This is a genomic window from Pseudomonas sp. P1_A1 (assembly GCF_056406935.1).
In genome coordinates, this window is the sequence record NZ_JBFTZE010000017.1 from 45,685 (window position 1) to 67,656 (window position 21,972).

General features: G+C 61.6%; 27 protein-coding genes. 11 read left to right on the top strand and 16 right to left on the bottom strand.

Features of this window, described 5'->3' with window-relative positions; translation table 11 throughout:
• Positions 1 to 3 precede the first annotated feature (3 nt).
• Positions 4 to 795 carry a YfaP family protein gene (locus AC1D2Q_RS22280; RefSeq protein ID WP_018925700.1) on the bottom strand — a complete coding sequence of 264 codons (792 nt, stop codon included), beginning with the start codon at positions 793 to 795 and terminating at the stop codon, positions 4 to 6.
• Positions 796 to 1,303: 508 nt separating this feature from the next.
• Here AC1D2Q_RS22280 and AC1D2Q_RS22285 point away from each other — a divergent pair.
• From AC1D2Q_RS22285 to dxs, 3 genes are all read left to right on the top strand, one after another.
• Positions 1,304 to 1,546: an exodeoxyribonuclease VII small subunit gene (locus AC1D2Q_RS22285; protein WP_007894317.1), complete on the top strand. Its 243-nt coding sequence runs from the start codon at positions 1,304 to 1,306 to the stop codon at positions 1,544 to 1,546.
• Positions 1,543 to 2,430: a (2E,6E)-farnesyl diphosphate synthase gene (gene ispA, locus AC1D2Q_RS22290; RefSeq protein ID WP_305410264.1), complete on the top strand. Its 888-nt coding sequence runs from the start codon at positions 1,543 to 1,545 to the stop codon at positions 2,428 to 2,430. The genes AC1D2Q_RS22285 and ispA overlap by 4 nt, the downstream gene beginning before the upstream one ends.
• Positions 2,431 to 2,521: 91 nt before the next feature.
• Positions 2,522 to 4,420 carry a 1-deoxy-D-xylulose-5-phosphate synthase gene (dxs, locus tag AC1D2Q_RS22295; RefSeq protein ID WP_477814575.1) on the top strand — a complete coding sequence of 633 codons (1,899 nt, stop codon included), beginning with the start codon at positions 2,522 to 2,524 and terminating at the stop codon, positions 4,418 to 4,420.
• A 127-nt stretch (positions 4,421 to 4,547) separates the two neighbouring features.
• Here dxs and AC1D2Q_RS22300 read toward each other — a convergent pair whose 3' ends face one another.
• The 12 genes from AC1D2Q_RS22300 to nrdR all read right to left on the bottom strand — a co-directional run bounded on the left by AC1D2Q_RS22300 (position 4,548) and on the right by nrdR (position 13,261).
• Positions 4,548 to 5,348 carry a cobalamin-binding protein gene (locus AC1D2Q_RS22300; RefSeq protein ID WP_477814576.1) on the bottom strand — a complete coding sequence of 267 codons (801 nt, stop codon included), beginning with the start codon at positions 5,346 to 5,348 and terminating at the stop codon, positions 4,548 to 4,550.
• Complete coding sequence (locus AC1D2Q_RS22305; protein ID WP_305410266.1) at positions 5,348 to 5,767, bottom strand: MFS transporter; 420 nt, start codon at positions 5,765 to 5,767, stop codon at positions 5,348 to 5,350. Before AC1D2Q_RS22305 ends, AC1D2Q_RS22300 begins: the two co-directional genes overlap by 1 nt.
• Complete coding sequence (gene ribA, locus AC1D2Q_RS22310) at positions 5,764 to 6,381, bottom strand: GTP cyclohydrolase II (RefSeq protein ID WP_018925694.1); 618 nt, start codon at positions 6,379 to 6,381, stop codon at positions 5,764 to 5,766. Before ribA ends, AC1D2Q_RS22305 begins: the two co-directional genes overlap by 4 nt.
• Before the next feature lie 149 nt (positions 6,382 to 6,530).
• Complete coding sequence (locus AC1D2Q_RS22315) at positions 6,531 to 7,265, bottom strand: substrate-binding periplasmic protein (RefSeq protein ID WP_477814577.1); 735 nt, start codon at positions 7,263 to 7,265, stop codon at positions 6,531 to 6,533.
• 22 nt (positions 7,266 to 7,287) lie between these two features.
• Entirely contained in the window at positions 7,288 to 7,791 is a 504-nt protein-coding gene (locus tag AC1D2Q_RS22320) for a phosphatidylglycerophosphatase A family protein (protein WP_018925692.1), read from the bottom strand.
• Positions 7,788 to 8,753: a thiamine-phosphate kinase gene (thiL, locus tag AC1D2Q_RS22325; protein ID WP_477814578.1), complete on the bottom strand. Its 966-nt coding sequence runs from the start codon at positions 8,751 to 8,753 to the stop codon at positions 7,788 to 7,790. The genes AC1D2Q_RS22320 and thiL overlap by 4 nt, the downstream gene beginning before the upstream one ends.
• A gap of 18 nt (positions 8,754 to 8,771) precedes the next feature.
• Entirely contained in the window at positions 8,772 to 9,272 is a 501-nt protein-coding gene (gene nusB / locus AC1D2Q_RS22330) for a transcription antitermination factor NusB (protein ID WP_007933632.1), read from the bottom strand.
• Entirely contained in the window at positions 9,269 to 9,745 is a 477-nt protein-coding gene (gene ribH / locus AC1D2Q_RS22335; RefSeq protein WP_003228649.1) for a 6,7-dimethyl-8-ribityllumazine synthase, read from the bottom strand. Before ribH ends, nusB begins: the two co-directional genes overlap by 4 nt.
• A 91-nt stretch (positions 9,746 to 9,836) precedes the next feature.
• Positions 9,837 to 10,928 carry a bifunctional 3,4-dihydroxy-2-butanone-4-phosphate synthase/GTP cyclohydrolase II gene (gene ribBA / locus AC1D2Q_RS22340; RefSeq protein WP_018925690.1) on the bottom strand — a complete coding sequence of 364 codons (1,092 nt, stop codon included), beginning with the start codon at positions 10,926 to 10,928 and terminating at the stop codon, positions 9,837 to 9,839.
• 16 nt (positions 10,929 to 10,944) lie between these two features.
• The gene (locus tag AC1D2Q_RS22345) at positions 10,945 to 11,622 is read right to left on the bottom strand and encodes a riboflavin synthase (protein ID WP_477814579.1); all 678 of its coding nucleotides are present in this window, start codon (positions 11,620 to 11,622) and stop codon (positions 10,945 to 10,947) included.
• Positions 11,623 to 11,666: 44 nt separating this feature from the next.
• Positions 11,667 to 12,800 (bottom strand): bifunctional diaminohydroxyphosphoribosylaminopyrimidine deaminase/5-amino-6-(5-phosphoribosylamino)uracil reductase RibD, encoded by a 1,134-nt coding sequence (gene ribD, locus AC1D2Q_RS22350; protein ID WP_018925688.1) that lies wholly within the window; start codon positions 12,798 to 12,800, stop codon positions 11,667 to 11,669.
• Positions 12,797 to 13,261 carry a transcriptional regulator NrdR gene (gene nrdR, locus AC1D2Q_RS22355; RefSeq protein ID WP_007906838.1) on the bottom strand — a complete coding sequence of 155 codons (465 nt, stop codon included), beginning with the start codon at positions 13,259 to 13,261 and terminating at the stop codon, positions 12,797 to 12,799. The genes ribD and nrdR overlap by 4 nt, the downstream gene beginning before the upstream one ends.
• A 116-nt stretch (positions 13,262 to 13,377) precedes the next feature.
• On the opposite strand from nrdR, the gene AC1D2Q_RS22360 reads away from it, so the two are divergent.
• From AC1D2Q_RS22360 to trxA, 3 genes are all read left to right on the top strand, one after another.
• Positions 13,378 to 13,842 (top strand): YbaY family lipoprotein, encoded by a 465-nt coding sequence (locus AC1D2Q_RS22360; protein WP_018925687.1) that lies wholly within the window; start codon positions 13,378 to 13,380, stop codon positions 13,840 to 13,842.
• Positions 13,839 to 14,495 carry a class I SAM-dependent methyltransferase gene (locus AC1D2Q_RS22365; protein WP_477814580.1) on the top strand — a complete coding sequence of 219 codons (657 nt, stop codon included), beginning with the start codon at positions 13,839 to 13,841 and terminating at the stop codon, positions 14,493 to 14,495. Before AC1D2Q_RS22360 ends, AC1D2Q_RS22365 begins: the two co-directional genes overlap by 4 nt.
• 97 nt (positions 14,496 to 14,592) lie before the next feature.
• Positions 14,593 to 15,465, top strand: coding sequence for a thioredoxin (gene trxA, locus AC1D2Q_RS22370; RefSeq protein WP_230173056.1), 873 nt, complete (start codon positions 14,593 to 14,595; stop codon positions 15,463 to 15,465).
• Between the two features lie 15 nt (positions 15,466 to 15,480).
• Here the strand turns inward: trxA and AC1D2Q_RS22375 are convergent, their stop codons facing one another.
• Positions 15,481 to 15,822 carry a hypothetical protein gene (locus AC1D2Q_RS22375; protein ID WP_477814581.1) on the bottom strand — a complete coding sequence of 114 codons (342 nt, stop codon included), beginning with the start codon at positions 15,820 to 15,822 and terminating at the stop codon, positions 15,481 to 15,483.
• 135 nt (positions 15,823 to 15,957) lie between these two features.
• Between AC1D2Q_RS22375 and AC1D2Q_RS22380 the strand changes: the two genes are divergently transcribed.
• The 5 genes from AC1D2Q_RS22380 to AC1D2Q_RS22400 all read left to right on the top strand — a co-directional run bounded on the left by AC1D2Q_RS22380 (position 15,958) and on the right by AC1D2Q_RS22400 (position 19,998).
• Positions 15,958 to 16,545: a DUF2796 domain-containing protein gene (locus AC1D2Q_RS22380; protein WP_477814582.1), complete on the top strand. Its 588-nt coding sequence runs from the start codon at positions 15,958 to 15,960 to the stop codon at positions 16,543 to 16,545.
• A 69-nt stretch (positions 16,546 to 16,614) separates the two neighbouring features.
• Positions 16,615 to 17,325 carry an ABC transporter ATP-binding protein gene (locus AC1D2Q_RS22385; protein WP_019650853.1) on the top strand — a complete coding sequence of 237 codons (711 nt, stop codon included), beginning with the start codon at positions 16,615 to 16,617 and terminating at the stop codon, positions 17,323 to 17,325.
• 1 nt (position 17,326) lies between these two features.
• Entirely contained in the window at positions 17,327 to 18,592 is a 1,266-nt protein-coding gene (locus AC1D2Q_RS22390; protein WP_007933653.1) for an ABC transporter permease, read from the top strand.
• An 11-nt stretch (positions 18,593 to 18,603) separates the two neighbouring features.
• Entirely contained in the window at positions 18,604 to 19,122 is a 519-nt protein-coding gene (locus tag AC1D2Q_RS22395; RefSeq protein WP_018925681.1) for a DUF3299 domain-containing protein, read from the top strand.
• A gap of 177 nt (positions 19,123 to 19,299) precedes the next feature.
• Positions 19,300 to 19,998 (top strand): OmpW/AlkL family protein, encoded by a 699-nt coding sequence (locus AC1D2Q_RS22400; RefSeq protein ID WP_477814583.1) that lies wholly within the window; start codon positions 19,300 to 19,302, stop codon positions 19,996 to 19,998.
• A 122-nt stretch (positions 19,999 to 20,120) separates the two neighbouring features.
• On the opposite strand, the gene AC1D2Q_RS22405 is transcribed toward AC1D2Q_RS22400, so the two are convergent.
• Positions 20,121 to 21,050: an NAD-dependent epimerase/dehydratase family protein gene (locus AC1D2Q_RS22405; RefSeq protein WP_477814584.1), complete on the bottom strand. Its 930-nt coding sequence runs from the start codon at positions 21,048 to 21,050 to the stop codon at positions 20,121 to 20,123.
• Positions 21,043 to 21,927 carry a sugar nucleotide-binding protein gene (locus AC1D2Q_RS22410; RefSeq protein ID WP_477814585.1) on the bottom strand — a complete coding sequence of 295 codons (885 nt, stop codon included), beginning with the start codon at positions 21,925 to 21,927 and terminating at the stop codon, positions 21,043 to 21,045. Before AC1D2Q_RS22410 ends, AC1D2Q_RS22405 begins: the two co-directional genes overlap by 8 nt.
• Between the last annotated feature and the right edge of the window lie 45 nt (positions 21,928 to 21,972).

Genomic DNA, 21,972 nt, shown 5'->3' on the forward strand with positions numbered 1-21,972 from the left:
TGTTTAATAGTTGAAAGTCTTGACCAGCAGCAGGTCGCCGATCGCCCGCAAGGGCACGATGAACGTCTCGCGTTTTTCGTCGACGGTGTTTTCGTTGAGCACCAGGTTGATTTGCGAGGTGATCACCTCGTTCTGGTTGCTGTTCTCATCGAAGTTATAGCCGCCGCTGCCGTAGTTGCCCCAATAGTTCACATAAACCAGATAGGTGCCGTGCATCGGCGCAGTCATGGTGAACATTTCCGGGCCGGGGCCATCGACACCGTCCGGGTCCAGCCCACCGCCGTTGCTCATCGCCGGACTGGCCCAGAACGCGTGCTGGCCATCGGGGGTAATGATGTGCAGGTCGAGTTCGGCCTTGGGATCGTCCCAGCCCAGCACCACGCGAATCCGCGCCGGGGTGCGCAGGTTATTGGCTTCATAGAATTGAACGCGCTTGAGCGACTTGCCCTCGGAACTGCGCACTTCGACGCTGTTGGAGCCGGCGCCGAACGCATACGGCCGGGCAAAACGCCCTTGGTCGTCGGTGTACAGATTCAGGGGATTGCCGTTGACCGCCAGGCTGTGGGGCGGGCGGAGCGTGCCGAGGGCCTTGAGCTGGCCTTCGATCATCGTGCGATTGCGCTGCACACCCCGGTCGATGGGCGGCGTGGGGTAGGCGACGCGAGGATTTTCACTGCGGTCCAGCAAGCCGTGATAGCGCCAGCCGCCCACCGGTTCCGATAGCTCGGCCGTGGGCTCGGCCCGCGCAACTTGAGCGCAAACCAGCGTAATCAGCAGTGAAAGAACCCAACGCATGTGACGCCTCCTGCCATGCATAACGAAACCTGGCGCCCGATCCTCGGCGCGTTACAGATCAAAAAAACTGCGTTTCGTCAGAAGACCCTGAATATAGGGTCGTTGAAGGCGCGAAGATTAGCCATTCGGCAGTTTTTTAACAATCGGATACATCTATATTTGCGGTGAGAATCACGGTGTTTGTTGGGCGTGAGCCGAATAGCGATCTTATTCGGCTCATAAAGTGAGCCGAATAATCCACACAACCTATATAGACGACATACATCTGTGGCGAGGGAGCTTGCTCCCGCTGGGTAGCGTAGCGGCCCCAAAACCATACATCGCGTTTATTCAGGCCTACCGCGTCCAGAGGCTCGCGACTGCTGCGCAGCCGAACGGGAGCAAGCTCCCTCGCCCCAAGGTGTGTTGTCACCCCGGAACTGCTGCTCCAAATGGCCCAGCTCATTTGCCCATACCCCCCATGTCTGCTAGTGTCGCGCCGGTTTAACGTCAACCGGAAATAGCCGCCATGGCCCGCAAAAAAGCTGCACTGGATTTCGAACAATCCCTCGCCGACCTGCAAACGCTGGTGGAGCGTCTGGAGAACGGCGAATTATCGCTGGAAGACTCGCTGACCGCTTTCGAGCAGGGCATCGGGCTGACCCGTGATTGCCAGGCGGCGCTGGCCCAGGCCGAGCAGAAGGTTCAAGTGCTGCTCGAGCGTGATGGCGAGTTGGCCGAGGAACCCTTCGACGCGGATCAGCCAGAATGATTGCAGCGTATTCGGCAGCCAGCCAGGCCCGCGTCAATGCAGCACTGGAAACCCTGTTCAACCCGCCGAGCCCTGAGCTCGCCCGCCTCTATGAAGCCATGCGCTACAGCGTGATGAATGGCGGCAAGCGCGTACGTCCGCTGCTGGCCTACGCCGCGTGTGAAGCGCTGGGCGGCAAGGCCGAGCAAGCCAACGGCGCAGCCTGCGCGGTTGAGCTGATCCATGCCTATTCGCTGGTGCACGACGATTTGCCGGCCATGGACGATGACGACCTGCGTCGCGGCCAGCCGACCACCCATAAGAAATTCGACGAAGCCTGCGCGATTCTCGCCGGCGACGGTTTGCAGAGCCTGGCCTTCAGCGCCCTGCTCGACCCACGCCTGAGCTCGTCGGATGCCGAAACCCGGCTGCAGATGGTCAGCGCCCTGGCGCTGGCGGCAGGCCCGGCGGGCATGGTCGGCGGGCAAGCCATCGATCTTGGCTCGGTGGGTCTGAAGCTCGATCAGAATGCTCTTGAATACATGCATCGGCACAAGACCGGCGCGTTGATCGAAGTCAGCGTCAAACTCGGTGCCCTGGCCAGTGGCCGTGCCGAAAAGGACGAACTGAAGTCGCTGCAAAGTTATGCACAGGCCATCGGCCTGGCATTTCAGGTCCAGGACGACATTCTCGACGTCGAAAGTGACACCGCCACCCTGGGCAAACGCCAGGGCGCCGATATTGCCCGGGACAAGCCGACCTACCCGGCCCTGCTTGGTCTCGACGCGGCCAAGGCCTACGCCCTGGAACTGCGCGACCAGGCCCTGCACGCGCTGCGACCGTTTGACGCGGCAGCCGAGCCCTTGCGCGATCTGGCCCGATACATCGTTGACCGCCGCAACTGACGGCGTATCCGCCAAAAAAGACCAACGCGTGGGCAGGGGGCGATGCATCAGGTAAACTGCCGCATCTTTTATACCTATAACGATTCGCCTGATGCCCACGACGTTTCATGAGATTCCCCGTAAGCGCCCGACCACGCCCCTGCTCGACCGTGCCAACACGCCGGACGGCCTGCGCCGGTTAGGCGAAGCCGAGCTGGAAACCCTGGCTGATGAGTTGCGCCTGGAATTGCTCTACACGGTCGGCCAGACCGGTGGGCATTTCGGTGCCGGCCTGGGCGTGATCGAGCTGACCATCGCGTTGCACTACGTTTTCGACACCCCGGACGACCGGCTGGTGTGGGACGTGGGTCATCAGGCCTATCCGCACAAAATCCTCACCGGCCGTCGCGCGCGCATGAGCACCCTGCGCCAGAAGGATGGCATCGCCGCCTTCCCGCGTCGTTCCGAGAGCGAGTACGACACCTTTGGGGTCGGCCACTCCAGCACCTCGATCAGCGCAGCGCTGGGCATGGCGATTGCCGCCCGCCTGCAACACAGTGATCGCAAGGCGATCGCGGTGATCGGCGACGGCGCACTGACCGCCGGCATGGCCTTCGAGGCGCTGAACCACGCGCCGGAAGTGAACGCCAACATGCTGGTGATCCTCAACGACAACGACATGTCGATCTCGCGCAACGTCGGCGGGCTGTCTAACTATCTGGCGAAAATCCTTTCCAGCCGCACTTACGCGAGCATGCGCGAAGGCAGCAAAAAGGTCCTGTCGCGCCTGCCCGGCGCCTGGGAAATCGCCCGTCGCACCGAAGAATACGCCAAAGGCATGCTGGTCCCTGGCACGCTGTTCGAAGAGCTGGGCTGGAACTACATCGGCCCGATCGATGGCCACGACCTGCCGACCCTGATCGCCACCCTGCGCAACATGCGCGATCTGAAAGGCCCGCAATTCCTGCACGTGGTCACCAAAAAAGGCAAAGGCTTCGCCCCGGCGGAAGTCGACCCGATCGGTTACCACGCCATCACCAAACTCGAACCACTGGACGCTCCGGCCGCCGCGCCGAAAAAAGCCAGCGGGCCGAAGTATTCCGGTGTGTTCGGTGAGTGGCTGTGCGACATGGCGGCGGCCGATCCGCGCCTGGTCGGGATCACCCCGGCGATGAAGGAAGGCTCCGACCTGGTGGCCTTCAGTGAACGCTTCCCGACGCGCTATTTCGACGTGGCGATTGCCGAGCAACACGCCGTGACCCTGGCAGCCGGCATGGCCTGTGAAGGCGCCAAACCGGTGGTGGCGATCTATTCGACCTTCCTGCAACGCGGTTACGACCAGCTGATTCATGACGTCGCGGTACAAAACCTCGACGTACTGTTCGCCATCGACCGCGCCGGCCTGGTGGGCGAAGACGGCCCGACGCACGCAGGCAGCTTCGACCTGTCGTTCCTGCGTTGCATCCCCGGCATGCTGGTGATGACCCCGAGCGACGAAAACGAACTGCGCAAAATGCTCAGCACCGGCCACCTGTACAACGGCCCGGCGGCAGTGCGTTACCCGCGTGGTACCGGCCCGAATGCACCGATCGCGAAAGACCTCGAACCGATTGAAATCGGCAAGGGCGTGGTTCGCCGTCAGGGCAGCAAAGTCGCCCTGCTGGTGTTCGGCGTGCAACTGGCCGAGGCACTGAAAGTCGCCGAGAAGCTGGATGCGACGGTCGTCGACATGCGTTTCGTCAAACCGCTCGACGAAGCACTGGTTCGCGAAATCGCCGGCAGTCACGAGCTGCTGGTGACCATCGAAGAGAACGCGATCATGGGCGGCGCCGGTGGCGCGGTCAGCGAATTCCTCGCCCGGGAAAACATCCTCAAGTCGGTGCTGCACCTGGGCTTGCCGGACGTTTATGTGGAGCACGCCAAGCCTGCACAAATGCTCGCCGAATGCGGGCTGGATGAAGCCGGGATCGAAGAGGCGGTGCGTCAGCGCCTGCAATTGCTGAACGTCTAATCCTCAAACATATGCAAAACCCTGTGGGAGCGGGCAAGCCCGCTCCCACATTGGTTTTTTGCAACCTTCAAGAATATGTTCGCTTTAAAGTGCCAACGGATCGCCGATGAAACTCCCTCGCCACAGGTTAGAGGTCAGGCGCGATCAACTGGCATAACTTGGCCGTCGCTTCGATCATCTGCCCACTCGGCCGTTCCAGGCCTTTATCCGTCACCAACAGCAATTGCCCCTGCATCACTGCTGTCACCTGGGGCCAGGCCTTCCACGCATCGAGCTGCGCCTGATCGCTGGCCAGAATCACCTGGGGATTGCGCTGCAACACCGCCTCCACACTGACCTGCGGTGCAGGCTGCGGCAGGTCGGCAAATACGTTGCGTGCTCCGCAAACCTGTAGCGCATCGCTGATGATCTGCCCGCCGCCCACGGTGTACAGCGGCCGATCCCAGACTTGATAAAACACCCGCAGCGGCTCATCCCTTCGATAGCGCTGGCGCAGGGAGTCGAGTCGCTGACGCAGTTTTTTGGCCAATGCAACGCCCCGCTCTGCTCGCCCGAGTTGCGTGGCTATCGCTTCGATCTGCACGGTGAGTTGTTCGAGGTTATGCGGCTCGGCGACATAGGTGGGAATGTTCAGCCGTTTGAGCTGTTCACGCTGAGCCGGCCCCACACTGCCCGGCCAGAGCAGCAGTAAATCGGGTTTGAGGCTGAGCAATCGCTCCATGTCCAACTGACCGTAGCGGCCCACCGAAGGAATGTCTTTGAGCTCGGCCGGACGCTCACCGGCATCCAGCACACCGACCAGCAAGTCAGCCGAGTTCAGCTCAACGACGATTTCAGAAAGCGACGGTGCCAGGCTGACAACCCGCTCGGCCGCAGCTGCCGGACCACCGATGGCCAGCAACAGGACTGCCAGCCAGACGCAGCGCATCAGCCGAGTTGACGCGGGATACGGTAGAGGTAGAACAGCACCGCCGTCGACAACGCCAACAGCATCAGCGGCACGGCTTCCAGACCAACGAAGACTGCCAGTGCGCCGATCCAGGCGGGCAGGCCAGCGACCAGAAACGCAGTGCGGCGTTTCGCGGCCAGGGCGATCCAGGCGGCGGGTTCTTCAGGGGTATCGAGGGCTTTTTGGGTGGCGATCAGCGCATGTTTGTAGCCGCCAAAGAACTTCAGGCTGACAAACATCGACGCCACACCGGCAATGAAAAACGGCATGGCCAGCACCGGCAGAATCGCCTCGCTTTGACCGAATACGCCGTTAATAACGAACAACGGCAGCAAGGCCAACGCCAGATATTGCCACCAGCTGACGGACAGTCGCCGCCGTACCTGACCGCGGGTCACGCCCGGTCAGCCTCGCCCTGGTGCTCGTTGCCCATCATGTGGTCGAGCTTGCTGGCCTTGGTCGCCAGGTAGAGTTTGTTATGCGGGTTGTGCCCGGTGTGCAACGGCACGCGCTCGGCCACCACGATGCCCATGTCGGTCAAGGCTTTGACCTTGCGTGGGTTATTGGTCATCAGTCGCAGGGATTTCACGCCCAGATGCTCCAGCATCGGCAGGCACATGGCGTAGTCGCGCTGGTCGGCGGCGAAGCCCAGACGTTCGTTGGCTTCAACGGTGTCGGCACCACCATCCTGCAATTCATAGGCGCGGATCTTGTTCAGCAGGCCAATGCCGCGACCTTCCTGACGCAAGTAGAGCAACACGCCACGGCCTTCACGGGCGATCGCCTGCAACGCCGCCTCGAGTTGCGAACCGCAGTCGCAACGCTGGCTGAACAAGGCATCGCCGGTCAGGCATTCGGAGTGCAACCGGCCGAGTACCGGAGCACCGTCGGCGATCTCACCCAGGCTCAGCACCACGTGCTCGCGCCCGTTTTCTTCATCGAGAAAGCCGTGCATGGTGAATTGCGCAAAAGGCGTTGGCAGCTTGGAAGCGGCGACAAAAACGACAGGCACCGGTGTGCTCCTGATCTATAAGTACTGAAGATTCGCAGAGGCGGCATTGTAACAGCACGTTCCTACAGACGCTTAGGCTGAATTATCGGCCATAACGATCAAAAAGTTTGATATCGAGCCCGCCTGCCCTCCCACAATGGATCGTGCGTTCAGGGCGCCTTAAACGGATAAGGCTGCTTCCAGCGTTCGAAAATCGGTTTCAACCGGCCGTTTTTTACCAATACTTCCATGCGCTGATCGAACAATGCCATCAATTGCCGGGCCCGAGGGGTATCGGCGAAGCACAGGTACAGCGGCAAATCCGCGATGTGCGTGCGGCGAAACTGCGACGGATCCTTGGCTCGGCTGACGATAGAGTTAACCTCGTCCAGCGCGTCAATGTAATAGTCGACGTGGTTGTGGATCAGCATCGGCAGAATCCCGGTACGCCGCGCGACTTCGTTATAGCGCTGCACGTTGGGCAGGTAAGCCTGGTACTTGTAGCCGCGTACCCAGGCCAAACGGTAATTGCCCAGATCTTCCGGGGTCGGTGCCGGATGGGTGGCCAGGCCCAGTGCATAGATCGGATCGGTATCGAAACTCCAGCGCGGATAGAGCACGTCACTGACTTCATCCCGATAAGCACCAACACACGCGTCCACTTCGCCACGCTGTGCAAGGCCCGTGGCGCGGGTATACGGTTCGATTCGAATATCCAGTTTTACACCCGCCGGCTCGAACACTTCGCGCAACACGTCCCAGCCCAAACCCTGGCCATCGGCGGCGGTAAACTCTTCCCACGCTTCACTGGCCAGGTGAATCACGGACGGCGTCGTCGGTTCATCCCCCGCCTGGGCGAGCGAGCAAAACGTCGCGAAAACCATCATCATCAACCAGCGAGCCATCTTTCGTCCTCGACTGCTGCCTTCAGGCGAAAAGCCAAACCAGCCCTTGCATCGCCAACCACGCAAACACCCCGGCCAACACGTCGTCGAGCATGATCCCGACGCCACCGTGCACATGCCGGTCGATCCAGCGAATCGGCCACGGTTTGAGGATGTCGAAGAAGCGGAACATCAGGAACCCCGCCAGCAACCAATACCAACCTTGCGGCACCAGCCACAGGGTGATCCACATCCCGACCATTTCGTCCCAGACGATGCCTTCATGGTCGTGCACGCGCAAATCGTCGGCGACCTTGCCGCACAGCCAGAAGCCGAACAGCATGGTGATGCCGAGCATCAGCCAGTAGCCCCAGTCGGGCAGCATCTGCCACAACGGAATAAAGGGTAACGCCACCAACGAACCCCAAGTGCCCGGCGCCTTTGGCAGGGTGCCCGAGCCGAAGCCGAACGCCAGGAAATGCCATGGATTGCGCCAGACCGACGGCGGTACGAACTCCGACGGGACCTGTTTGGGATGATCTGTCACGGTGTCTCCCGAAAATGTTGATAACCCCGAATTGGCGGGGTGATGTCGTGTCCGTCGGTGTCCAGCAGAATCACGCCCTGCCCTGCAACCACCTGCCCGAGCACATGGATCGGCCAGCCGTCCGCCAGTAACGATGGCAACTCGGCAGGCGGCAAGGTGAAGGCCAGCACGTAATCGTCACCGCCACTCAGGGCAGCCTGCTCAGCGCCGGATTGACCGAGGAAAGCCAGCAGCGCCTTCGACAACGGCAGCCTGCTGCGCTCAACCCGAATCCCGACTTTCGACGCCAGGGCAATATGCCCGCAGTCGGCGAGCAGGCCGTCGGAGATGTCCAGCGCGGCGGTGGCCTTGCCACGCAAGGCCTGGCCCAACGCCAGTTGCGGTTGCGGCGACCAGTAATGGGCCAGCAATGGATCGGCGATGGCCGCTTCGGCAGTCCGCTGGCCGAGCACCAGCGGCAATGCGCCCGCGCCGTTACCCAGATCACCGCCCACACAGAGTAAATCGCCCGGCTGTGCGCCGCTGCGGGTCAGCGCCAGACCGGTCGGCACCCGGCCGAACACGGTCATGGTCAGGCTCAACGGCCCGCGCGTGGTATCACCGCCCACCAGTGCCACACGGCAATTCTGCGCCATGAGGTTCAAACCACGTGCGAACGCTTCCAGCCAATCGGAAGTCCCGGCTGGCAAAGTCAGGGCAAGGGTAAAGGCAACGGGGGTGGCGCCCATGGCGGCCAGGTCACTGACGGCCACTGCCAGCGCGCGCTGGCCGAGCAGAAACGGGTCGCAGGGGTCGGCGAAATGCACACCGGCCACCAGCGTATCGGTGGAAATCGCCAACTGCTCCCCGGGAGGAACAGCCAGCAAGGCGCAGTCGTCGCCGATCCCGAGGGCAACACCTTCGCCGCCTTGCGCACAAGGCGCGGCGGCGAAGAAGTTGCGGATCAGCTCAAACTCACCCATAGCGATTGCAAGCGCCAATCAGCGCTTGAACGCCTTCACTTCAGCTTCACGCAGACGCGGAGCCAGCTTGTCGAGCACACCGTTGACGAACTTGTGGCCGTCGGTGGAGCCGAAGACCTTGGCCAGTTCGATACCTTCGTTGATCACAACACGGTATGGCACGTCGACACGCTTGAGCAGTTCCCAGGTGGACAGGCGCAGAACCGCCAGTTCAACCGGGTCCAGTTCTTCGATGGTCAAGTCCAGGCAAGGCTTGAGCGCGGTGTCGATCTCGGTCTTGAACTGCGGAACCCCGTGCAGGATTTCGCGGAAGTACGCGCCATCGACATCGGTAAAATCGTTATCGACCCGGAACTGCGCTTCGATCTCGTTCAGCGACTGCTTGGCCATATGCCATTGGTACAGCGCCTGGGTCGCGAGCTGACGGGCTTCGCGACGCTTGGCGCTTTTCGATGGCTTGCCGGCATCCGCAGGCTTTGGATCGCGCGGGTTGAAACGATCGCTATCGTCGCTAATCACTTGGCCTCCAACTGCGCCAGCAGGCTGACCATTTCCAGAGCGGACAGGGCAGCTTCAGCACCTTTGTTACCGGCCTTGGTGCCGGAACGTTCGATGGCTTGTTCGATGGAATCAACGGTCAGTACGCCGAAAGCGACCGGTACGCCGAACTCCATGGACACCTGGGCCAGGCCCTTGGTGCATTCGCCAGCCACGTATTCGAAGTGCGGAGTACCGCCACGAATGACCGCGCCCAGGGCGATGATTGCCGCGAACTCGCCCTTCTGAGCGACTTTCTGCGCAACCAGCGGGATTTCGAAGGCGCCAGGCGCACGGATGATGGTGATGTCGCTTTCGCTCACGCCATGGCGAACCAGGGCATCAACTGCACCGCTGACCAGGCTTTCAACCACGAAGCTGTTGAAACGGCCCACTACCAGAGCGTAGCGGCCTTTAGGGGCGATGAAGGTACCTTCGATGGTCTTCAGGGTCATTCGTTAGATCTCTTAAAGAGCCGGGACGCGTTTTCTACGCGTCCCTCAGTGATGTGTTAGCCGCGAATCAAGGACAGGAAACAACCGGTCATTATTCGGAGGGCACGTATTCTACAACTTCCAGATCGAAACCGGATATCGCATTAAATTTCATCGGCGCAGACATCAGGCGCATTTTACGCACGCCCAGGTCCCGAAGGATCTGCGAACCGGCACCAACGATGCTGTAGGTGGTCGGCTTTTTCACTGCGCTGTGATCGGCGGTTTCGCGGATGTGCGCCAGCAAGACGTCGCCATCGAGCGGGTGACCGAGCAACAGCACCACACCGCTGCCAGCCTCGGCAACCGCGGCCATGGCGGCGCGCAGGCTCCAGCGGCCCGGTTGCTTGACCATCAGCAGGTCACGCAGCGGGTCCATGTTGTGCACCCGAACCAGGGTCGGTTCTTCGGCGCACACGTTGCCCAGGGTCAGGGCCATGTGCACGTCGCCTTCCACCGAATCACGATAGGTCACCAGGTTGAACTGGCCCAGTTCGCTGTCCAATGGCTGCTCGGCAATCCGCTGAACGGTACGTTCGTGGATCATCCGGTAGTGGATCAGGTCGGCAATGGTGCCGATCTTGATGTTGTGCTCGGCGGCAAACGCCTCGAGTTCGGCGCGACGGGACATGGTGCCGTCGTCGTTCATCACTTCGCAGATCACACCGCTCGGCTCGAAACCGGCCATGCGCGCCAGGTCGCAGGCCGCTTCGGTATGGCCGGCGCGGGCCAGGGTGCCGCCGGCCTGGGCCATCAGCGGGAAGATGTGGCCGGGGCTGACGATGTCTTCAGCCTTGGCGTCTTTGGCGGCAGCGGCTTGTACGGTACGCGCACGGTCGGCCGCGGAGATACCGGTGGTCACGCCTTCGGCGGCTTCGATGGACACGGTGAACTTGGTGCCGAAGCCGGAACCGTTGCGTGGCGCCATCAATGGCAGCTTGAGCAGTTCGCAGCGCTCGCGGCTCATCGGCATGCAGATCAGGCCACGGGCGTGCTTGGCCATGAAGTTGATGTGTTCAGCCTTGCAGCACTCGGCGGCCATGATCAGGTCGCCTTCGTTCTCGCGGTCTTCGTCATCCATGAGGATGACCATCTTGCCTTGGCGGATGTCTTCGACCAGTTCTTCGATGCTATTGAGCGCCACAAGGCACCCCCTTGAGTCAGGATTTGAGATAGCCGTTTTGGGCCAGAAAGCTTTCAGTAATAGTGCCGCCAGACTTTTGTGGAGAGCCAGGCTCAGCAGCCTTGTCGCCCAGCAGCAGGCGCTCCAGGTAACGTGCCAGCAAGTCCACTTCCAGGTTCACCCGGCGACCTGGCTTGTAAGAAGCCATGATGGTTTCGCTCAGGGTGTGCGGAATGATCGTCAGCAGGAATTCGGCGCCATCGACCGCGTTCACCGTCAGGCTGGTGCCGTCGACGGTGATCGAACCTTTATGGGCGATGTACTTGGCCAGTTCTTTCGGCGCGCGGATGCGAAATTCCACGGCGCGGGCATTGTCGGTGCGCGAGACCACTTCGCCGACACCGTCGACGTGACCGCTGACCAGATGCCCGCCCAAGCGGGTGGTCGGGGTCAGGGCTTTTTCCAGGTTGACCGGGCTGCCGCTCTTGAGGTCATTCATGGCGGTGCAGTCGAGGGTTTCGCGACTGACGTCCGCCGCAAAGCCATTGCCCGGCAGTTCAACCGCCGTCAGGCACACGCCGTTGACGGCAATGCTGTCGCCCAGTTTGACGTCGCTCAGGTCGAGCTTGCCGGTTTCTACGTAAACCCGCACATCTCCGCCTTTTGGGGTCAATGCACGAATACTGCCGATGGATTCGATGATGCCGGTAAACATGGAGTCCTCCTCGAGAACAGGGCCTTCTGGGCTGCAGCCGGGAATTATACGCTGACCGTTGGGACAGGTATGGCAATGACTCGCCAGTCATCGCCAACCGCGCGGATTTCGGTAATTTTGAGCTCGGGCGCATCTTTCATCTGCGCCAGCGGCCAGTCCAGCAACGGTCGCGCCGTGGAGCCGAGAAACTTGCCGGCAATGAAAATCTGGAACTCGTCCACCAACCCTTGCTGAGCAAACGCCCCGGCCAGACGCGGACCGGCTTCGACCAGCACCTCGTTGACGTCACGGGCAGCCAGTTCAACCAGCAACTTGCGCAGGTCGACCTGGCCATCGTCGCCCGCCACGATCAGGCATTCCGGACCGTTGGCGTATTGCTCTTCGATCGCCATGCACGTCGCAACCAACGCCGGGCCAGCCTTGAAAAACGGCGCGTCCAGCGGCACCCGCAGGCGACCGTCGATCAGCACGCGCAGTGGCGGACGGCTCATGGCCAAGGCAGTTTGTTCGGGATCGAGGCCCAATTCATCGGCACGCACGGTCAAACGGGCATTGTCCGCCAGCACCGTGTCGGCGCCGGTCAGCACCACGCTGGCCTGCGCGCGCAGCCGTTGTACCGCCGAGCGCGCCGCCGGGCCGGTAATCCATTGGCTCTCGCCGCTTTCCATCGCTGTGCGACCGTCGAGGCTCATGGCCAACTTGACCCGCACGAACGGCAAGCCGTGCTCCATGCGCTTGAGGAAGCCTTCATTGAGCTTGCGCGCCTCACCTTCCAGCACGCCACTCTCGGTGGCGATACCCGCCTGGGCCAGACGTTGCAGACCGCGACCGGCAACTTCCGGGTTCGGGTCCTGCATCGCCGCAACGACGCGCGCCACACCGGCATTCACCAGCGCATCGGCGCAGGGCGGCGTACGGCCGTGGTGGCTGCACGGCTCCAGGGTCACGTAAGCCGTAGCGCCTCGCGCCTTGTCGCCGGCGGCACGCAAGGCGTGGACTTCGGCATGGGGCTCGCCGGCCCGTACATGCCAGCCTTCGCCGACAATCTGCCCGTCGCGCACCACTACGCAGCCAACCCGCGGGTTGGGGTGCGTCGTGTAATGACCTTTGCGCGCCAGTTCCAGGGCACGGGCCATGTAATGGGCGTCGAGGATGGCTTGTTCCGGGGAGGTGGTCATTCTTTCACCGGTTCACGGGCGAGGCGATCGATCTCTTCGCGGAACTCGTTGAGGTCCTGGAAGCGTCGGTACACCGAAGCGAAGCGGATATAGGCGACTTCATCAAGCTTTTTCAGCTCGGCCATCACCAGTTCGCCGACCACGAGGGATTTGACCTCGCGCTCGCCAGTGGCGCGCAGCTTGTGTTTGATGTGCACCAGCGACGATTCCAGGCGCTCGACACTCACCGGGCGCTTCTCCAGCGCTCGCTGCATGCCGGCACGAAGTTTTTCTTCGTCGAACGGCTGGCGACTGCCGTCGGTTTTGATCAGGCGCGGCAACACCAGTTCAGCGGTTTCGAACGTCGTGAAGCGTTCGCCGCAGGCCAGGCATTCACGCCGGCGGCGCACCTGTTCGCCCTCGGCGACCAGACGCGAGTCGATGACCTTGGTGTCGTTGGCACCGCAGAAGGGACAGTGCATGGTGGCAGGCAACAAAAAATGGGAGGGCCATGGTAGCGCATCCCCGTGGCAAGACAAGCCATAGGGTTTGCGGTATACAGACGGGCTATAATGTTTTCACCTTGCTGGAGCCGCCAATGTCGTTACGACCGCTCGTTTTGCTCAGTCTTTTCAGCCTGCTGGTGGCCTGTGGCAGCGATGCACCCAAGCCCCAGCCACCAACACCAGGCCCAGCGCCGCAACAGGCGCAGAAGAAAGCCAAGGCGTCTGCCGAGCTCGGCCCGCTGCCGGCTTACCAACGTGAAATCAGCGGCACCCTGATGGGCGTGCCGGCCGATGCCGAAGTCGAACTGGCGCTGCTGGTGATCGACGAAAAGGATCGCCCGCAACAATTGCTCGCCAGTGCCAACCTGATCGGCACCAATCAGGTGTTGCCGTTTCGCCTGCGTTTCAACCCTGAATCCTTCCCGGTTGGCGCTCGCGTTGAACTGCGCGGTCGCGCCAGCCAGTCCGGGCAGTTGATTCTGCATCTGCCGGCGCAACTCATCACCCAACCGACGACCCAGGCCCTGGGTCAGTTGCAATTTGTCAAAGCGCCATGATTGCACCGCTCGACCTGCAACAGGCGTTGGGTGAACTGCTCGGTGACGCACAGCTTGTAGCCTGTGAATTGCCGGGCACCGAGCTGAAACTCTGGCTGATCGACGGCGACAACATGGACCGCGCCTTCAGCCCCGAAGAAACCCGACGGATTCTCCACGAGCCGCCGTACTGGAGTTTCTGCTGGGCCAGTGGGCTGGCCGTGGCCCGCTATCTCGCCGAACACCCGCACTGGGTCGAAGGCAAACGGGTGCTGGATTTCGGCGCCGGTTCCGGCGTGGCTGCGATTGCGGCCGTGAAGGCCGGGGCGCTGGAAGTGGTGGCCTGTGACCTGGACCCGCTGGCGATTGCCGCGTGTCGGGCGAATGCCGAACTTAATGATGTGCAACTGCGCTACTCGACGGATTTTTTCGCCGAAGCGGATCGATTTGATCTGATTCTGGTGGCCGATGTGTTGTACGACCGGGAAAATCTGCCGTTACTCGACGAGTTTCTCAGCCGTGGCCGGGAAGCGTTGGTGGCGGATTCACGGGTGCGGGATTTTCGCCATCCGCTGTATCGGCGCATCGAGATGCTGGAGGCGATGACCTTGCCGGACCTGGCCGAACCCGAAGAGTTTCGGCATGTGAGCCTTTACCACGCGCGGCGCGGTTAGCAAAAAGCTTCACGGGCAAGAGTTGGATCACCCCCGCTTTCAGCCGCCCCCCACCAAGCCTTATAGTGGCCTCATCCACGCTTTTACGAGATCCCCCATGAGTCAGGAAACGCCGTACATTTTCGACGCCACGACTGCCGATTTCGACCAGTCGGTGATCGAGAACTCTTTCCACAAACCGGTACTGGTGGATTTCTGGGCCGAATGGTGTGCGCCGTGCAAGGCCTTGATGCCGATGCTGCAAACCATCGCCGAGAGCTATCAGGGTGAGTTGCTGCTGGCCAAGGTCAACTGCGACATCGAGCAGGACATTGTTGCGCGTTTCGGCATTCGCAGCCTGCCGACCGTGGTGCTGTTCAAGGATGGTCAGCCGGTGGACGGTTTTGCCGGTGCGCAACCGGAATCCGCTGTGCGCACGATGCTCGAGCCTCATGTGCAAATGCCGCCGCCAGCCGCCGCCGATCCGTTCGAACAGGCTCAGGCGCTGTTCGATGACGGTCGTTTCGCCGACGCCGAAGCCACGCTCAAAGTGTTGCTGACTGAAGACAACACCAATGCCAAGGCACTGATCCTCTACGCCCGCTGCCTTACCGAGCGCGGCGAGCTGAGTGAAGCGCAAACCGTACTCGACGCAGTCAAGACCGATGAACACAAGGCCGCGCTGGCCGGCGCCAAGGCGCAGATCCAGTTTCTCGGCCAGGCCAGGGATTTGCCGGATGCGGCAGACCTGAAAGCACGCCTGGCGAAAAACCCGCAGGACGATGAGGCGGTCTATCAACTGGCGATCCAGCAACTGGCCCGTCAGCAATACGATGCGGCGCTGGATGCGTTGCTGAAACTGTTCATCCGCAATCGCAGCTACAGCGAAGGCTTGCCACACAAGACCTTGCTGCAAGTGTTCGAACTGCTGGGCAACGATCACCCGTTGGTGACCACGTACCGTCGCAAGCTGTTTGCCGCGCTCTATTAAGCTCTTTTTTGCGGTTTACTCGATCCAGCTGTAGAGCGGCGTATCCCCGCCGCTCACCACTTTGACATCTGCGCAGTGGCGCAAGCGCACCAACAAGCGCTTGCCCGCCGCTGCGCTGCCGGTCAGCCCTTCCAGTTGCTCCAGCAAATCCGGCCCGCTCAATTGCCCGGCCTTGCGCAGCAATTCTTTGGCGATCTGCCATAGCGCCTCGTCCTGATTCACCGGTTTGGCGGGCGTCACACTCGCCTCGGGTTTGGCAGCCTGCAACTGCGCACCGAGCTGCGCCCAGTCGCCCTCATCCAGTTCCAGGGTCAAATCCACCGGCCAGTCGCCGATGCTTCCGCGTATTCGCAACATAAGTCTGCTCCAGCACATACCTGACTCGCATGCTCCCATGGGTCTTGCACAACGCCAAGCAGACGGTCAAACTCTCGGCGCTTTCGTTATAAGATTACATAACAAATTCTTCATTTTACTTTTCGGAGACCCGCCATGCGCCGTCTGCTGCTCGCTTTGCCGTTTGCCTTGTTGCCGCTGGCTGTCGCCCACGCGGCTGTCGAGCATGATCACGACCATGAGCACGGCAGCCTCGGCGCCCACGAACACGGCGTCGGTCGTTTGAATGCGGCGCTGGACGGCCAGACCCTGGAGCTGGAACTGGAAAGCCCGGCAATGAACCTGGTGGGCTTCGAGCACGCCGCCACCACCGATGCCGACAAGGCCAAAGTCGCCGCCGTCCGTGCCCAACTGGAAAAACCACTGACACTGTTCAACCTGCCGAAAGCCGCCGGTTGCGTGGTCGCGACCCAGGAACTGGAAAGCCCGTTGTTCGGTGACAAACCGGATGCCGACGATGAGCATGAAGAAGCCAAGGACGGTCACGAGCATCAACATGACCACAGCGAAATCCACGCCCGTTACCAATTCAGCTGCTCGGCCCCGGGCGCGCTGAAGACCCTGGACCTGGCGACTGTCTTCAACACGTTCCCGGCTACCCAGAAGATTCAGGTACAACTGATCAGCCCGAGTGGACAGCAAGGGGTTGAAGTGACGGCCAAAACCGCCGCCCTGAAATTCTGATCCACCCCGATCCTGTAGGAGCAGCCTTCGGCAGCTCCTACAGGTCATCAACACCATAGAATCGGCGCCATGACCCAAGCACTCATCGAACTGTCCGACCTGGGCTTCAGCTGGCCCGGTCACCCGCCGCTGCTGGACATCCCGGCGTTTCGCCTGGAGCCTGGTGAAACCCTGTTCCTCAAAGGTCCCAGCGGCAGCGGCAAGACCACCCTGCTCGGCCTGCTCGGCGGAGTGCAAAAGCCTGATCGCGGCAGCATCCGGCTGCTCGGCCAGGAGTTGACCGAACTGTCTGCCGGGGCCCGCGACCACTTCCGGGTCGACCACACTGGCTACATCTTCCAGCAGTTCAACTTGCTGCCGTTTCTGTCGGTGCGGGAGAACGTCGAACTGCCCTGTCACTTCTCGAAGCTGCGCGCCGAGCGGGCGAAACAGCGCCACGGCAGCGTCGATCAGGCCGCCGCCACCCTGCTCGCCCATCTGGGCCTGAAGGATGAAAACATTCTGGGCCGCCGCGCCGATTCGCTGTCCATCGGCCAGCAGCAACGGGTCGCTGCCGCGCGTGCGTTGATCGGTCAACCGGAACTGGTGATCGCCGACGAACCGACCTCGGCCCTGGATTACGACGCTCGCGAAAACTTCATTCGCCTGCTGTTCGCCGAATGCCGCGAAGCCGGCTCGAGCCTGTTGTTCGTCAGCCACGATCAGAGCCTCGCGCCGCTGTTCGATCGCCACCTGTCGCTGGCCGATCTCAATCGCGCCGCCACCCCGTCCGAGGTTTGAGATGTACTTGTTTCGTCTTGCCATGGCCAGCCTGGCTAACCGTCGCTTCACCGCGATCCTCACCGCGTTCGCCATCGCCCTGTCGGTCTGCCTGCTGCTGGCGGTGGAGCGGGTGCGCACCGAGGCCAAGGCCAGTTTCGCCAGCACCATCAGCGGCACCGACCTGATCGTCGGCGCGCGTTCCGGCTCGGTGAACCTGCTGCTGTATTCGGTATTCCGCATCGGCAACGCCACCAACAACATCCGCTGGGACAGCTTCGAGCAGTTCGCCAACAACCCGAAAGTGAAGTGGGCGATCCCGATGTCCCTCGGCGATTCCCATCGTGGTTATCGGGTGATGGGCACCACTGAAGCGTACTTCGAGCATTACCAGTACGGCCATCAACAGCATCTGGAACTGGCTGACGGCCGGGCTTTCGCCAGCGATCCGTTCGAAGTGGTGCTCGGTGCCGAAGTGGCCGACGCGCTGCACTACAAACTCGGTGACAAACTGGTGCTGGCCCATGGCGTGGCGGCGATCAGCCTGGTCAAGCACGACGACAAGCCGTTCACCGTGGTCGGCATCCTCAAACGCACCGGCACCCCGGTGGACCGCACGTTGCACATCAGCCTCGGCGGCATGGAAGCTATCCACATCGACTGGCACAACGGCGTGCCGGCGCGGGGTAACGGTCGGGTCAGTGCCGATCAGGCGCGCAACATGGACCTGACGCCGCAAGCGATCACCGCGTTCATGCTCGGCCTTAACAACAAGATTTCGACCTTCGCGCTGCAACGTGAAATCAACGAATTCCGTGGCGAACCGATGCTGGCGATCCTGCCAGGTGTGGCGTTGCAGGAACTGTGGAGTTTGATGAGCACGGCGGAAAAAGCCTTGTTCGTCGTCTCGCTGTTCGTGGTGCTGACCGGGTTGATCGGCATGCTCACGGCGATTCTCACCAGCCTCAACGAGCGGCGCCGCGAGATGGCGATTCTGCGTTCGGTGGGCGCGCGGCCATGGCATATCGCGACTTTACTGGTGCTGGAAGCGTTTGCCCTGGCGCTGTCGGGAGTGATTGCCGGCGTGGCGCTGCTGTATGTGGGCATCGCCGTGGCGCAGGGCTACGTGCAGTCGAATTACGGTTTGTACCTGCCGCTGGCCTGGCCGAGCGAATATGAATGGACGCTGCTCGGTGGCATCCTGATCGCCGCGCTGCTGATGGGCAGCGTGCCGGCCTGGCGCGCTTATCGCCAATCCTTGGCCGATGGCCTGTCGATCCGCCTGTGAGGACCTTGAACATGCCCCGCGCTCTGCTTGCGCTGTTGATGCTGGTTGCTCTGCCGCTGTGGGCGGCCGAGCCGAAAGACCTGACCTGGTCGGAAATGATCCCGCCGGATGCCCCGCCGGAAGTGCCGAACATGACGCCGCTGCACGACCTGTCGAAGATGAGCGACGCGTTGTCCGCAGAGTCGGCCCCGGCCGCCAAGCAGGACATGCCGAACGCGCCAGTGGTGAAGAGTCTCGATGGCCAGAACATTCGCTTGCCGGGGTACATCGTGCCACTGGAAGTCAGTGAAGAAGGCCGCACCACGGAGTTTCTGCTGGTACCGTATTTCGGCGCCTGCATCCACGTACCGCCTCCGCCGTCGAACCAGATCGTGCACGTCAAAAGCGAAGTCGGCGTGAAACTCGATGAGCTGTATCAGCCGTACTGGGTCGAAGGTGCGTTGCAGGTCAAGGCGTCCACCAGCGAATTGGCGGATGCCGGGTATCAGATGGAGGCGCAGAAGATTTATGTGTATGAACTGCCGGAGTGAATCCGGTGGTGATCTGTCGCCTACTGGACTGCCATCGCGGGCTTGCCCGTGATGAGGCCATCAAAGGTTCCGCAAAAATCTGGGCCATCACTGTTTCGTTGAGCTGAGTCAAAAGACCGTATCAGTTGGATCCTTACCATTGGACATCGAACATTTTTAACGTCCTTTGGAGCCCCCATGCACAAGTCCCTGCTCAGCGCTTCGCTGCTTGCCCTCGCGCTCGCAGCCCCGCTCACCCATGCCCATGAGGCTGGCAATATCATCGTTCGGGCCGGTGCGATCACCGTCAATCCGACAGCCGACAGCTCCAGCGTCAAGGTCGATCAAGGCCCGCTGAAGGGCGCCGACCTGGGTGGCAAGGCCACCATGAGCAGCGACACGCAACTGGGCCTGAACTTCGCCTACATGATCACCAACCACCTGGGGATCGAACTGCTCGCGGCCTCGCCGTTCGAGCATGACGTAAAGCTCAAAGGCACCGCCCTCGGCGCCGCCAACGGCAAACTCGGCACCCTGAAACACCTGCCGCCGACCCTGAGCCTGATCTACTACCCGATGGACGCCAAGTCCGCATTCCAGCCGTATGTCGGCGGCGGGATCAACTACACCTGGATCTACGATGAGCACGTCAGCAGCGAAGCCAGCGCCAACGGCTTCAGCAACTTCAACGCGAAAAACTCCTGGGGCCTGGCCTGGGAAGTCGGTGCCGACTACATGCTGACCGACAACGTGATGATCAACGCCCAGGTGCGCTACATCGACATCGACACCCGTGCCACCGTGGAAAACAACGCCGTGGCTCCGGGCACCCGTGCACGGGTGAACGTGGACGTCGATCCGTTCATCTACATGGTCGGTCTGGGTTACAAATTCTAAGCAACATATGATCAGCTTTTGTGGCGAGGGAGCTTGCTCCCGCTGGGCTGCGAAGCAGCATCGGTCATTCGACACACAAAAAAGGCGCCTTCAAGGCGCCTTTTTCACGGCTGTGTAAAACCTCAGCGCCCCAACAACCGCGCCAGGCCAACGTTCATCGGCGTCTGCTCCGGGTAGGTGAACCGCTCCAGCAAACGCCGGTTATTCGCTCGTGAATGACGGATGTCACCGGAACGCGCCGGGCCATAGCTAACGGGCGGCAGTTTGCCGACCACGGCTTCAAGGGCTTCAAGCATCTGCTTGAGAGTCGTCGCCTGATTCCAGCCGACATTCACCGCGCCAACCTCGACCTGCGGTTTCTCGATGGCTTGCACCAGCACGTCCACCAGGTCTTCGACGTAGACAAAATCCCGGGTCTGCTCACCATCACCAAACACGGTGATCGGCAGGCCTTTCTGCGCGCGCTCGCTGAAAATGCTGATCACCCCGGAGTACGGCGAGGACGGATCCTGGCGCGGGCCGAAGATGTTGAAGAAGCGAAAAATCACCGGTTCCAGACCATGCTGGCGGCGATAGAAATCGAAGTAATGCTCGCTCGCCAACTTGTCCGCCGCATACGGCGTCAACGGTGCCTTGGGCGTGTCTTCGTCGATCGACTCGCCTTCACCGTTGTTGCCATAGACCGCTGCGCTGGACGCGTACAACACGCGTTTGACACCGGCCTGACGCATGGCTTCGCAGACGTTCAGCGAGCCGATGAAGTTGCTCTGGTGAGTTTTCACCGGGTCATCTACCGAAGCCTGCACCGAAGCCACCGCGGCCAAGTGAGCCACCGCGCTGCAACCGAGCATCGCCTGCGCCACCAGGGCGGCATCGGCGACATCGCCTTCGATCAGCTCGACGAGGGGATTGTCCATCGGCAGGTTGCTGCGTTTGCCGGTGGACAGGTCATCGAGAATCCGCACCGAATGCCCTTTGGCGAGCAAGGCGTCGGTCAGGTGCGAACCGATGAAACCGGCGCCGCCGGTGATTAAAACAGGGCCGTTAGCCATGGCGATAAAACCTATCCAGTAAGCCCGGGAGTGCCGCGCGCCAGGCGCGGGGCTTGATCCCGAAAGTGTGCAGAATTTTCTTGCAGGCCAGCACCGCGTGTTGCGGTTCTTCGGCAGCGTCGGGCCGCGCGGCGTGAGCCTGGGCGGTCGGCGATTCGATGGCCAGCGGGTGCAGCGCGCGTGCTTCGGTAAGGATTGCCTGCCCCAGTGCCAGCGGCGTCGTCGCCTCATGCCCGGCGTAGTGGTAGGTGCCCCACAGCGGCGCCGCGCAATCGAGTTGCTTGAGCACCGAAATGATCACTCGGGCGGCGTCGTCCACCGGCGTCGGATTACCGCGACGATCATCCGCCAACAGCAGTTCTTCAGCTTTCTCCGCCCGGGCGAGGAATCGCCCGAGGGTGCCCTCGGGGCTGTCATCGAGCAGCCAGCCGAAACGCAGCAACACATGCTGTGGACAAGTGGCGCGCACGCTTTGCTCAATGCGCCACAAAGCCTGACCGCGCAGGCCCAACGGTACCGGTTCGTCTTTTTCGCTGTAGGYGGTCGCCCGGGAGCCATCGAACACGCGATAACTCGACGGTTGCACCAGCACGATGTTGTGATGCTGGCACAATTCGGCCAGACGCTCGATGGCGCGCTCCTGCCCGGCCAGACGCTGTTCGCTGACGGTCTCCGCCTGGAACCAGTCGAAATAGTAGGCGAGATTGATCAACGCATCCGGACGGGTATCGTCGAGCAGTTGCGTCAGGCTCGCGGCGTCCCAGCCGTCTTGTGGTGGGCGGGGGGCGAGGAAACCGATGTCTTCCTCCGCACCGAGGCGAATCAGCGCCTGCCCAAGGGCATTTCCGCCGCCCAGTAACATAAGGCGCATTCGCATAGAGTCAGCAGGCCCAGTCTGATTGGAACGATGGCTTTATCGACA